Here is an 11,286-nt window from a genome sequence, read left to right on the forward strand (position 1 = left end):
GGTGGGTCCCCCCGACGGGTAGTTTTCACACGTGGGCGACGGCGGATACTCCAGGGGCTACCTGGACACTGCCTCCTCCGAGCCGCTGCACCCGGCGGCCCGCGAGGCGATGCTCGCCGCGCTCGACCAGGGGTACGCCGACCCGCGCCGGCTGCACACACCGGCCCGCCACGCCCGGCTGATCCTCGACAACGCACGCGAGGCGGTGGCCGAGGCGCTCGGCGTCCGCCGCGACGAGGTCACGTTCACGTCCTCGGGCACCGATGCGGTCCACCGTGGCCTGCTGGGGCTGCTGCGCCCGGGTGCGACGGTCGCGCACTCGGCGGTCGAGCACTCCGCGGTCCTGCACGCCCTGGCCTGGCGACCGGACCTGCAGGTCCGGTCGCTCCCGGTGGACGCGACCGGGCGCATCGATCCCGAGCGACTGGGTGACTACGACGTCCTCGCGCTCCAGGAGGCCAACCACGAGGTGGGGACGATCCAGCCCGCCGTGGGTGAGGGCGTGGTCTTCCGCGACGCCTGCGCCTCGATGGGTCGGGTGCCGCTTCGCGACGGCTGGGCGGTGGTGGCCGGTTCGGCGCACAAATGGGGCGGCCCAGCCGGGGTCGGCGTCCTGCTGGTCCGCAAGGGCACGGCCTGGCGCAACCCGTTCCCCGCCGACGACCGGATCGACGAGCGGGTGAGCGGGTTCGAGAACGTCCCGGCCGCGCTGGGCGCCGCCGCGGCCCTCCAGGCCGTGGTGGCCGAGCATGCCGAGGTAAACACTCGTCAGCATGCCCTGGTGGCCCGGATCCGCGACGCGGTCGCCCGGATCCCCGACACCGAGGTGGTCGGCGATCCTGTGGATCGGCTCCCCCACCTGGTCACGTTCTCCTTCCTCTACGTCGACGGCGAGGTGCTGGTCGACGCGCTGAACCGCCGTGGCTTCGGGGTCGCGAGCGGGTCCGCGTGCACCGCCTCCTCGCTCGAGCCCAGCCACGTCCTGGCGGCCATGGGCGCACTCACGCACGGCAACGTCCGGGTGTCGCTGGCCCGCGACACCACCGAGACCGACGTCGACGCGTTCCTGGCGGTCCTGCCGGAGGTCGTGGCCGAGGCCCGGCCGGAGGCCGGCCTGTGACCACCGCGGACCTCGAGCTCGACTGTCGCGGGTTGGTCTGTCCACAGCCGGTCATCGAGCTCGGCCGGCGGATCGGCGAGGTCGAGGTCGGTGGCGTCGTCGCGGTCGTCTCGACCGACGCAGCCGCGGCCTACGACGTTCCGGCCTGGTGCCGGATGCGCGAGCAGGAGTACGTCGGGGCGGACCTCGCCGAGGACGGGGTGCCGCGCTACCTGGTGCGGCGGCTCAGCTGACGGCTCGGACCAGGTGGGGGCGCACGGCGGCGGCCGCTTCCCCTCCGTAGGAGTGGTCCAGGCGGTCGAGGAACTGGTCGGCGGTGAACGTGTAGTCCTGGGGACCGACCGTCTCCACGACGTAGGCCGCGAGCACGCAGCCCACCTGGGCGGCGTGGTCCTCGCTGAGCCCCCACGCGAGCGCGGCCAGGAAGCCGGCGCGGAAGGCGTCGCCGACGCCCGTGGGCTCGATCGCGGCAACGTCCTTGGCCGCCGACACCTCGATCGCGGTCCCGTCCCTGCGGGTGATCCGCGCCCCGGCCGCGCCGAGCGTCGTCACCTGTGTGCCGACCCGCTCGAGCAGGTCAGCGGCCGACCACCCGGTCTTCTGCTCGATGAGGTGCGACTCGTACTCGTTGGAGAACAGGTAGGCCGCGCCGTCGATGAGGTTGCGGATCAGCTCTCCCTCGCTGAACGCGAGCTGTTGGCTCGGGTCGGCGATGAAGGGATAGCCGCGCGTGCGGCACTCGTCGGTGTGGCGCAGCATCCCGTCGGGGTCGTCGGCGCCGATGAGGACGTAGGACGGCGCCCCGACGTCCGCCACGATCGGGGCGAGCTCGACCAGCCGGGCCTCGCTCATCGCGCCGGGGTAGAACGAGGCGAACTGGGCGCCGGTGTTGTCGGTCGTGCAGATGAACCTGGCGGTGTGCTGGGTCTCGGAGATCCGGACGTGCCCGCAGTCGACCCCATGCCGCTCCAGCCACGAGCGGTAGTCGGCGAAGTCCTCGCCGGCAGCGCCCACCAGCACAGGCTCCAGGCCCAGCCGGCCGAGGCCGAAGCACATGTTGGCGGCGACGCCGCCGCGGCGGATCTCCAGGTCGTTGACGAGGAACGACACCGACAGCTTGTCGAGCTGTTCGACCACCAGCGAGTCGGCGAACTTGCCGCCGAAAGTCATCAGGTGGTCGGTGGCGATGGAGCCCGCGATCAGCAGGGACCCACGCGGGCTCGCAGAGGTGTCAGGCACGTACGCAGACGATAGGGGAACACTACCGATCGGTACGACTCGGCGTACCCGTCAGTAGTGACTAGCGTCGAAGACATGACGGCGTACGACGATCTGGCCACCCCCGCTCAGATGCAGGCGGACTGCCGTGCCGCGGGCCGTCACCTCCGCCTGGAGCGCGCCGCCGAGAAGGTCTCCCAGCCCGCGCCGAGCATCCTCTTCGAGGACTTCCCGCGAGAGGTGCCCAAGCGCGAGATCACGATCTCCGAGGCCGCCCAGCGGATCGCGAACGCGCTCGAACTACACCTGGATTGAGTTGGGAGCCTTCGCTGCGGAGGTCTCGACACGCGGCTGCTCGACCACCATCGATCTGACCCGCCCTCGTCCCTCGGACGGCTCAGATCAGTGGAAGCTGTCGCCGCAGGCGCAGGAGCCGGTGGCGTTGGGGTTGTCGATGGTGAAGCCCTGCTTCTCGATGGAGTCGACGAAGTCGATCATCGCGCCGTTGAGGTAGGGGACGCTCATCCGGTCCACCACCACGGACACGCCGTCGAAGTCGGTGACGACGTCGCCGTCGAGGGTGCGCTCATCGAAGAACAGCTGGTAGCGCAGGCCCGAGCAGCCACCGGGCTGCACGGAGATGCGGAGGGCGAGGTCGTCACGACCCTCCTGCTCGAGGAGGCTCTTCACCTTGCCTGCGGCGACGTCGCTGAGGTTGATGCTGTCGGTGCGTCGCTCGGTCTCGACCTGCTCGGTCACTGTGGGACTCCCAAAGTCTCGGGGCGTGGCGGTGCTCTGCCTGCCTCAATGGTCGCACACCGGGGGTTATTCCCAGAGTCAACGTGACCAGGTCCGCGCGACCCGTTCCGCCACGTCGGCCAGCGCGCCGGCCGGATCAGCGAAGGCCCGCTCCCTGCCCACCAGGTCGACCAGCGCGTACGCCGACTCCACGCCCAGCGCCCGCATCTCCCGCGAGCCGACCAGCACCTGGCCGGCCAGCGCCACGCAGGGCCGCAGGGCCGCCTCGGCGACCGCTGCGACGCCGTAGGGGACCTTGCCGGAGCGGCTGGAGAAGTCGAAGGCTCCCTCGCCGGTGACCACCAGGTCGGCGGCCCGCGCCCGCTCCCGCAGGCCGACCGCGTCCACCACCAGGTCGATCCCGGGCTCCCGGGTCGCGCCCAGCGCCAGGAGCGCGAAGCCGAGCCCGCCGGCGGCGCCGGCACCTTTCTCCAGGGCGAGGCGCCGGTCCACCGCCCCGGCCCACTGCTCCAGCCAGCCGTCGACGACCGGGAGCCGCTCCTCGGGGATGCCCTTCTGGGGCCCGAACGTCTTGGTGGCGCCGAACAGCCCCGTCAGCGGGCTCTCGACGTCGCTGGCGGCGACCAGGCGAACCTGACCGACCGCCTCGCGGGCGGCCGCGAGATCCACCTCGGTGACCCCCTGCAGCCCGGCCGCGCCCGCGTCCAGGGCAATCGGCGACGTAGCGCCGAGCGCAGCCAGCAGGCCCGCTCCCCCGTCGTTGGTGCCGCTGCCGCCGAGGCCGACCACGACCGTCGTGGCGCCGGTCACCATGGCTGCGCTCAGCAGCTCGCCCACGCCGTACGTCGTCGCGCTCTCGGCACCCTCGCCGCCGGTCAGGTGCAGGCCGCACGCCTGGGCGCTCTCGACGTACGCCGTGTCACCGACCAGCAGCACCGTTGCCGGGACCGGCTCGCCGAGCGGGCCGCGGACCGTCTGGGCCAGGAGCTCGCCGCCGAGCGCGGCATGCAGGACGTCGACGAAGCCCGGACCACCGTCCGACATGGGTGCGAGGTCGAGCTCGTCGCCCGGCGCCTGCCGCGCCCAGCCCGTGGCGATCGCCCGGGCCGCCTCGACCGCGGTCAGCGTGCCGGCGAACTTGTCCGGCGCCACGAGAACCCGCATGCGGCACATCCTGCCCGCCTCGTACGGTGCAGCCGTGGGCGACTGGACGATCCGGCCGATGCGGCCCGAGGACGTGCCGCAGGCCGAGCGGCTCAGCGACGAGGGCTTCTACCAGCTCGACCTCGGCGCGCAGCGGGCGGACCGTCCGGCGCCGGAGCGGCGGACCGCCGAGCACAGCGCCGGGTGGGAACGCCGCACCCACCATCTCCTGGACACCGATCCCGGCGGCTGCTGGGTCGCCGAGGACGACACCGGCATGCTCGGCTTCGCCACCTCCTTGCGCCGTGAGCTCATGTGGTGTCTCGCCACCTATGTCGTACGGCCCGGCCTCCAGGGCCAGGGGATCGGCCGGCCTCTGCTCGAGGCGGCTCTGCACCACGGGCGTGGCTGCCTGCGCGGGATGCTGTCGGCCTCGTCCGACCCCAGGGCCGTGCGGCGCTACCGGGCCGCGGGCTTCGACCTGCACCCCCAGATGTTCCTCATGGGCGAGGTCGACAGGTCAGCCATCCCCGTCGACCCCGGCATCGACAAGGTCCGTGAGGGCGCGGCGGGCGACCTCGAGCTCATGGACTCCCTCGATCGGCGTACTCGAGGGGCGGCCCACGGCCCGGACCACCACCAGCTGCTGTCGTCCTTCCGGCTGCTGGTCACCGACACGAGCACCGGCTCGGGATACGCCTACGCCGGCCCGGGGCGGCTGCAGCTGCTCGCGGCCAGCAACCGGCGGACCGCGCAACGGCTGCTCTGGGCCGTCCTCGCCGACATCCAAGGACGTGCGCTCGTCCCGCACGTCACCGCGGCCAACCAGTGGGCCATCGACGTCGGGCTGACGGCCCGGCTGGACCTGCACCAGGAGGGCTATCTCGCGCTGCGCGGGATGAAACCGCCCGCGCCGTACGTTCATCACGGTGCCCTGCTCTGACACCCCACGGAGCACCGAAACCTAGGATGGCCGCATGACGACCGTCGACCTGCCGCTCCTGCCACTCGGCCGCGGGGTGGACCTGGGCTCCGAGCGCGGCGTGGAATGCCCCGGGGACCTCCCCTCGCCCTCCGACCCTGATCTGGTCGCCCGTGCCCACGCGGCCAAGGAGGCACTGGGTGACCGGGTGTTCGTGCTCGGGCACCACTACCAGCGCGACGAGGTCATCGCGTTCGCCGACGTCACCGGCGACTCGTTCAAGCTCGCGCGCGAGGCGGCCGCGCGCCCCGAGGCCGAGTTCATCGTCTTCTGCGGTGTCCACTTCATGGCCGAGTCGGCCGACATCCTCACCTCGCCCGACCAGAAGGTGATCCTCCCCGACCTGGCCGCCGGCTGCTCGATGGCCGACATGGCCCGGCTCACCCAGGTCGAGGACGCGTGGGACGCACTCGTGGAGGCCGGCATCGCCGACACGGTCGTGCCTGTGACCTACATGAACTCCAGCGCCGACATCAAGGCGTTCTGCGGCCGCAACGGCGGTGCCGTCTGCACCTCGTCCAACGCGGAGACCGCGCTCGAGTGGGCGTTCTCCCAGAAGTCGGACGCTGGGGGTTCCAAGGTCCTGTTCTTCCCCGACCAGCACCTCGGCCGCAACACCGCGGTGCTCAAGATGGGGATGTCCCTGGACGACTGCGTGGTCTGGGACCCGCACCGCCCCCATGGCGGGCTCACCGTCGAGCAGCTCCGCGACGCCCGGATGATCCTCTGGAAGGGCCACTGCTCCGTGCACGGTCGCTTCTCCCCGGACACGATCGACGACCTGCGCGCCACCATCCCGGACATCCAGATCCTGGTGCACCCCGAGTGCACCCACGAGGTGGTCCTCAAGGCCGACCTGGTCGGCTCGACGGAGTTCATCATCAACACCATCGAGGCCGCGGCGCCCGGCACCGCCTGGGCGGTCGGCACCGAGCTCAACCTGGTCAAGCGGTTGGCGGCCGACCACCCGGACAAGCGAGTGGTCTTCCTGGACAAGACCGTCTGCTACTGCTCGACGATGAACCGGATCGACCTGCCGCACTTCGTGTGGGCGATGGAATCACTCGTCAGCGGCAAGGTCGTCAACCAGATCGAGGTCGACCCGGAGACCGAGCGGTGGGCCAAGGTGGCCCTGGACCGGATGCTCGCCCTGCCGGGCAAGACGCACAGGGACTAGCCCACGCGTGGCGCGTGCAGCGAGCGCAGCGAGCGAGCGCGACGCGCGAGGGCGGCGGTGGTCGAGGAGGTCGCGCAGCGACCGTCACGAGACCTGGTGAGCCGGTGCTGGGACTCAAGCAGGAAGCTCGACCCAGAACGTCGCCCCGATGCCGTCCCGCCCGTCAGTCGCCCCGATCGTTCCGCCGTGTGCGTCCACCACCCGGTGACAGGTCGCCAGGCCGATGCCGACGCCTTCGATCCGCTTGTCGAGGCGGACCATCGGCTCGAAGACCTCCTCGCGCCGGTCCTCCGGGATCCCGATCCCGTTGTCGACGACCGCGATCCGCCAGCGCGGCCCCACGCGTGACGCGCTGACCGCGATCGCCGGCGGGCGGTCCGGGGACCGGAACTTGGCCGCGTTGCTCAGCAGGTGCTGGAGCAGGCTGCGCAGCAGGGCCTCGTCACCCGCGATGACCGGCAGCTCGCCGATCTGGAGGTCGACGTCGTCGAGGCGGCCGTCGAGATCCGTGACGACCTCCGCGACGACCTGCGCAAGGTCGACCGGCACGCGTTCGATCGAGGTGTCGAGCCGCGCGTAGGCGAGCACGTCCTCGATCATCCGCGTCATCCGCGCCGAGGCTCCGAGGGCCCGGGTGATCAGCGGCACGAGGTCCTCAGCGCTGGCGCCGTCCTCGAGCTCGTCGCGGATCAGCTCCAGCGACAGGGACATCGTCGTGAGGGGCGTCTTGAGGTCGTGGGTGACCTGCCCGGCGAACGACGCCAGCCGCTCATCACTGCGCGCGAGCCGCGCACGCAGCTCGGCTTCGGGGTCGGGGTCGGTCACCGGCCCAGCATAGGAACGCCGGTCGGCTCCCGTGGCCGAACCCGACGAGCCGCTCGGAGGTGTCTAGGCCTTGTCGGCCTGGCCCTCAGCGGCAGTCTCGGGGGCGGTCTCGGTCGCACCTTCGGTGACGGCCTCGGCCACCGGCTCCTCGGCGAGGATCTCGCCGGGCGTCGGGGCGGCCTCGATGGCCTCCGGGGCCTCGGCGGCCGGCAGCTCGCTGGTGGAGCCCTTGAGCCGCGCGAGCTCAGCCTCCACCTCGGCCTGCGAGCTCATCGCCTCGAGCTCGCGGGTGATGTCGTCGCCGCGGTTGAGCGCGGACGCGTCGTCGAGGGCACCGGAGGCGATCAGCTCGTCGATCGCGCTGGCCCGGGCCTGCATCTGCGCCGTCTTGTCCTCGGCGCGCTGGATGGCCGCACCGACGTCGCCCATCTCGTCGCCGAGCCCGGAGACCGCCTCGTTGATGCGGGTCTGGGCCTCGGCGGCGGTGTAGGTCGCCTTGATGGTCTCCTTGCGGGTTCGCAGCGCCTCGACCTGCGCCTGGAGCCGCGACTGGGCCATCGTCAGCTTCTCCTCCTCGCCCTGGAGCTGTGCGACCTGGGCGCGGACCGAGTCGATCTGGGCGTTGAGACCGGACTTGCGGGTGAGGGCCTCACGGGCGAGGTCCTCGCGACCCATCTCCAGCGACTTCTCGGCCTGCCCCTGGAGCTTGGCGGACTGCGTCTCGAGCTGGGCGACCTGCATCTCCATGCGCTTGCGGCTGGTGGCCACGTCGGCGACGCCGCGCCGCACCTTGGTCAACAGCTCGAGCTGGCGCTGATAGCTGTAGTCCAACATCTCGCGCGGGTCCTCGGCCCTGTCGAGGACCTTGTTGGCCTTGGATCGGAAGATGTTGAGGAAGCGCTGCCACAGGCTCATGCGGGTCACCCTACGGCCGAGCGGCAAGCGCGCGCGAGGGACGTAGACTCGGCGCGGCTGATCCGGCCGTTCAACACCGTGCGCACCGAAGATCCCACCGAAGAAGGCTCCGTTGTTCCGTCGTAGCAAGTCCGACAGCGAGACCGCCGCCGAGACCGCCCAGAGCGCTGGCCGGGTCGATGGCAAGGGTCGCCCCACACCGACCCGCAAGGAGGCGGAGGCGGCCGCCAAGGCACGCGCCAAGGTGCCGCGCACGCGCAAGGAGATGATGGCCGCCCAGCGGCTCGCCAAGAGCGAGTCCAGCGCCAAGGTGCGCGCCGGGATGAAGTCGGGCGAGGAGCGCTACCTGCTCCCACGGGACAAGGGTCCGGTGCGCCGGTTCGTCCGCGACTTCGTCGACTCCCGACTCTCCTTCGTCGAGCTGCTCATCCCGCTGCTCATCGTGACCATGGTGCTCGGCTACTCCGGCAACGCGACGCTGCGCTCGATCGGCAACACCATCCTGCTCGGCACGGTTCTGCTGGTGATCATGGACATGTTCGCGCTCCGGATGCGACTGCGCCGCCAGCTCGCCCAACGCTTCCCCGACGAGCCGACGAAGGGCCTCACCTACTACGCGATCACGCGGGCCCTGCAGATGAAGTTCATGCGGCTGCCCAAGGCCCGGGTCAAGCTGGGCCAGCCGCTCCCCGACGACTACCGCCGCTAGCCGACTACCTTGCCGCTCCTTGGCCTCGCCGCCGGCCTGCTGTCCGCGGCGGTGTTCGGCGTCGCGGCGGTCGTCCAGGCGCAGGCCGTACGCCGCCATCCCGAGACCCCCGACCGGCTGGCCGGTTTCGTGGTCCGCTCGCTGCGCGACGTCCGGATGATGCTCGTCGTCGCGGCCTACCTCCTCGGTTTCCTGCTGCACGCCGTCGCCATCTGGTATCTCCCGCTCTACCTCGCCCAGGCCCTGGTCGCGATGTCGCTGCCGGTGGCGGCGCTCGTCTCACACCGGGTGGAGGACGCCCTCCGCCGCACCGGCTGGCTCGCCGTCGGCCTGGTGACCACCGGGCTGGTGCTGCTCTCGTTCGGTGCGGGGGACCCGGGGGCAGTGGTCACCACATCCACCTTCGCCGTGCTCCTGTGGCTCGGTGTGGCGGCGCTGGCTCTCGCCTCGCTGGCGGGGCGCCACCTGGCCGGCCCGCTTGTTGGCCTGCTGGCCGGGCTGGGCTACGCCGGCTCGGCGATCGCGGTGCGCGGCGTGGGCACCCCGGTGGAGACGGCCGTCGTCGCCGCCGCGCTCGCTGTCCCGTCGTTCAGCCTGGTGGCGTTCTGGCTCTACTCGCTCGGCATGCACGGCGCGGCCGTGCCGTCGACCACCGCGTCGCTCATCGTGGCCCAGACCTTCGTCCCGGCCGCCGTCGGCGTCGCCTTCCTGGGGGACGGCGTCCGCGAGGGCTGGTGGCCGGCCGTGTCACTCGGGCTGGCCCTCGCGACGGTGGGGGCGGTCCTGCTGGCGCTCCGGCACGCCCCTGACGTCAGAAGTCCCGCTTCTTCGGCGAGGCGTTGAACGAGGCGTCCCGGAAGGCGATGTCGCCGACCACCTCGTCGATCCGGTCCATGAGGGGACCCTCGAGGGTGACACCGGCGGCCTTCACGTTCTCGGACACCTGCTCGGGGCGGCTGGCGCCGATGATCGCAGCCGAGACGTTCGGGTTCTGGAGCACCCACGCGACGGCGAGCTGAGCCAGGCTGAGGCCGGCCTCGTCGGCGATCGGCCGCAGTCGCTGGACCCTCTCGAGCACATCGTCCCTCATCCAGCGCTCGATCATGTCCGAGCCGCCCTTGTCGTCGGTGGCCCGCGAGCCCGGAGGCGGCTGCTCCCCCGGCTTGTACTTGCCCGTGAGCGCCCCCTGGGCGATCGGCGACCAGACGATCTGCTGGACGCCGAGCTCCTGGCTGGCCGGGACGACCTCCTCCTCGATGACCCGCCAGAGCATGTTGTACTGCGGCTGGTTGGAGACGAACGGGACGCGCAGCTCCCGGGCAAGCGCGTGACCGGCCCGGATCTCGTCGGCGCGCCACTCCGAGACCCCGATGTAGTGCGCCTTGCCGGCGCGGACGACGTCGGCGAACGCCTCCATCGTCTCCTCGAGCGGGGTCTCGTGGTCGTAGCGGTGCGCCTGGTAGAGGTCGACATAGTCGGTGCCGAGCCGACGCAGCGAGCCGTCGATGGACTCCATGATGTGCTTGCGCGACAGGCCGTGGTCGTTGTGCTCCCCCGGGCCGGTGGGCCAGTAGACCTTGGTGAAGATCTCGAGCCCTTCGCGGCGCTGCCCGGCCAGCGCCTTGCCCAGCACGCTCTCGGCCTTGGTGTTCGCGTAGACGTCAGCGGTGTCGAACGTCGTGATGCCTTCGTCGAGCGCGCGGTGCACGCAGGCCACCGCTGCGTCCTCCTCGACCTGCGACCCGTGGGTCAGCCAGTTGCCGTAGGCGATCGCCGAGATCTTCATGCCACCCAGATTGCGAAATTGCATGACACCGACCCTAGGCGCTGAGGTGAAGACCGGACCCGAGGCCCCGGGGACCTTGCTGAGAGGATTGCTCCGTGCCCACGCCCTCAGCCGACGTCTCCGTCCGGGTGGCCTGGGCCGACGACGCCCCCGCCATCGCCGAGGTGCAGCTGCGCGCCTGGCCCGAGCTGTACGGCGCCGTGCTGCCGCCCGAGGCGATGCCGAGCGGACCGGAAGCGGTCGAGGCTGCGGCCGCTGCGTGGCGTGACTCCATGACGAAGCCCGGCGACGCGCGCAACCGGGTGCTGGTGGCCCTGGAGCGCAACCGGGTCACCGGCTTCGCGATCACCGGACCGGCGAGCGACCCGGACTGCGACCCGATCTCCGACGGCGAGCTCCAGGAGCTGACCGTCGATCCGGCCGACCGGGGCCAGGGGCACGCGTCCCGGCTGCTCCAGGCGGCGGCCGACACGATGGTGGCCGACCGGTTCACCCGCGCGGTGACCTGGGTGCTGGCCACCGACGACGCGCTGCGGGCGTTCCTCACCGAGGCCGGCTGGGCGCCGGACTCCGCCCACCGCGAGCTCGACCTCGACGGCACCGGCTCGACGCTCGTCAAGCAGGTCAGGCTGCACACCGCGCTGGCATGACC

Annotated in this window: 14 protein-coding genes; 8 read left to right on the top strand and 6 right to left on the bottom strand. The window is 71.6% G+C overall.

The window, feature by feature from the left end; all coding sequences use genetic code 11:
• Positions 1–31 precede the first annotated feature (31 nt).
• Both ACYVC6_RS21745 and ACYVC6_RS21750 read left to right on the top strand, forming a co-directional pair.
• Positions 32–1,120 carry a cysteine desulfurase family protein gene (locus tag ACYVC6_RS21745; protein ID WP_460716636.1) on the top strand — a complete coding sequence of 363 codons (1,089 nt, stop codon included), beginning with the start codon at positions 32–34 and terminating at the stop codon, positions 1,118–1,120.
• Positions 1,117–1,353 (top strand): sulfurtransferase TusA family protein, encoded by a 237-nt coding sequence (locus ACYVC6_RS21750; protein WP_460716637.1) that lies wholly within the window; start codon positions 1,117–1,119, stop codon positions 1,351–1,353. Before ACYVC6_RS21745 ends, ACYVC6_RS21750 begins: the two co-directional genes overlap by 4 nt.
• Here ACYVC6_RS21750 and ACYVC6_RS21755 read toward each other — a convergent pair.
• Positions 1,346–2,290: a carbohydrate kinase family protein gene (locus ACYVC6_RS21755; RefSeq protein WP_460716831.1), complete on the bottom strand. Its 945-nt coding sequence runs from the start codon at positions 2,288–2,290 to the stop codon at positions 1,346–1,348. The two genes, ACYVC6_RS21750 and ACYVC6_RS21755, sit on opposite strands and share 8 nt — an antisense overlap.
• Positions 2,291–2,434: 144 nt before the next feature.
• Between ACYVC6_RS21755 and ACYVC6_RS21760 the strand changes: the two genes are divergently transcribed.
• Positions 2,435–2,653: a hypothetical protein gene (locus ACYVC6_RS21760; RefSeq protein WP_460716638.1), complete on the top strand. Its 219-nt coding sequence runs from the start codon at positions 2,435–2,437 to the stop codon at positions 2,651–2,653.
• Between the two features lie 87 nt (positions 2,654–2,740).
• Here the strand turns inward: ACYVC6_RS21760 and erpA are convergent, their stop codons facing one another.
• A complete protein-coding gene (gene erpA / locus ACYVC6_RS21765; RefSeq protein ID WP_460716639.1) occupies positions 2,741–3,097 on the bottom strand; it encodes an iron-sulfur cluster insertion protein ErpA in 357 nt (118 codons plus the stop codon).
• A gap of 78 nt (positions 3,098–3,175) precedes the next feature.
• On the bottom strand, positions 3,176–4,261 hold the full coding sequence (locus ACYVC6_RS21770; protein ID WP_460716640.1) for a glycerate kinase family protein: 1,086 nt from the start codon (positions 4,259–4,261) through the stop codon (positions 3,176–3,178).
• Positions 4,262–4,295: 34 nt separating this feature from the next.
• Between ACYVC6_RS21770 and ACYVC6_RS21775 the strand changes: the two genes are divergently transcribed.
• Together ACYVC6_RS21775 and nadA are read left to right on the top strand one after the other, a co-directional pair.
• On the top strand, positions 4,296–5,183 hold the full coding sequence (locus ACYVC6_RS21775) for a GNAT family N-acetyltransferase (RefSeq protein ID WP_460716641.1): 888 nt from the start codon (positions 4,296–4,298) through the stop codon (positions 5,181–5,183).
• Between the two features lie 34 nt (positions 5,184–5,217).
• The gene (gene nadA / locus ACYVC6_RS21780) at positions 5,218–6,399 is read left to right on the top strand and encodes a quinolinate synthase NadA (RefSeq protein WP_460716642.1); all 1,182 of its coding nucleotides are present in this window, start codon (positions 5,218–5,220) and stop codon (positions 6,397–6,399) included.
• A gap of 114 nt (positions 6,400–6,513) precedes the next feature.
• Here the strand turns inward: nadA and ACYVC6_RS21785 are convergent, their stop codons facing one another.
• Both ACYVC6_RS21785 and ACYVC6_RS21790 read right to left on the bottom strand, forming a co-directional pair.
• The gene (locus ACYVC6_RS21785) at positions 6,514–7,224 is read right to left on the bottom strand and encodes a sensor histidine kinase (protein ID WP_460716646.1); all 711 of its coding nucleotides are present in this window, start codon (positions 7,222–7,224) and stop codon (positions 6,514–6,516) included.
• 63 nt (positions 7,225–7,287) lie between these two features.
• Positions 7,288–8,139 carry a PspA/IM30 family protein gene (locus tag ACYVC6_RS21790; protein WP_460716647.1) on the bottom strand — a complete coding sequence of 284 codons (852 nt, stop codon included), beginning with the start codon at positions 8,137–8,139 and terminating at the stop codon, positions 7,288–7,290.
• 112 nt (positions 8,140–8,251) lie between these two features.
• Here ACYVC6_RS21790 and ACYVC6_RS21795 point away from each other — a divergent pair, with 112 nt between their 5' ends.
• Together ACYVC6_RS21795 and ACYVC6_RS21800 are read left to right on the top strand one after the other, a co-directional pair.
• On the top strand, positions 8,252–8,848 hold the full coding sequence (locus ACYVC6_RS21795; protein ID WP_460716648.1) for a DUF3043 domain-containing protein: 597 nt from the start codon (positions 8,252–8,254) through the stop codon (positions 8,846–8,848).
• A gap of 9 nt (positions 8,849–8,857) precedes the next feature.
• Positions 8,858–9,691, top strand: coding sequence for a hypothetical protein (locus tag ACYVC6_RS21800; protein WP_460716649.1), 834 nt, complete (start codon positions 8,858–8,860; stop codon positions 9,689–9,691).
• Here ACYVC6_RS21800 and ACYVC6_RS21805 read toward each other — a convergent pair.
• Entirely contained in the window at positions 9,660–10,658 is a 999-nt protein-coding gene (locus ACYVC6_RS21805) for an aldo/keto reductase family protein (protein ID WP_460716650.1), read from the bottom strand. The genes ACYVC6_RS21800 and ACYVC6_RS21805 overlap by 32 nt on opposite strands.
• 71 nt (positions 10,659–10,729) lie before the next feature.
• Here ACYVC6_RS21805 and ACYVC6_RS21810 point away from each other — a divergent pair, with 71 nt between their 5' ends.
• Positions 10,730–11,284: a GNAT family N-acetyltransferase gene (locus ACYVC6_RS21810; protein ID WP_460716652.1), complete on the top strand. Its 555-nt coding sequence runs from the start codon at positions 10,730–10,732 to the stop codon at positions 11,282–11,284.
• The last annotated feature ends 2 nt before the right edge of the window (positions 11,285–11,286 follow it).

The organism is Nocardioides dilutus (assembly GCF_054779555.1).

Coding starts and splice junctions, on each gene's coding strand:
- ACYVC6_RS21770 (WP_460716640.1), bottom strand. CDS start 4,261: ATGCGGGTTCTCGTGGCGCCGGACAAGTTCGCCGGCACGCTGACCGCG.
- ACYVC6_RS21805 (WP_460716650.1), bottom strand. CDS start 10,658: ATGCAATTTCGCAATCTGGGTGGCATGAAGATCTCGGCGATCGCCTAC.
- ACYVC6_RS21760 (WP_460716638.1), top strand. CDS start 2,435: ATGACGGCGTACGACGATCTGGCCACCCCCGCTCAGATGCAGGCGGAC.
- ACYVC6_RS21790 (WP_460716647.1), bottom strand. CDS start 8,139: ATGAGCCTGTGGCAGCGCTTCCTCAACATCTTCCGATCCAAGGCCAAC.
- ACYVC6_RS21755 (WP_460716831.1), bottom strand. CDS start 2,290: ATGACTTTCGGCGGCAAGTTCGCCGACTCGCTGGTGGTCGAACAGCTC.
- nadA (WP_460716642.1), top strand. CDS start 5,218: ATGACGACCGTCGACCTGCCGCTCCTGCCACTCGGCCGCGGGGTGGAC.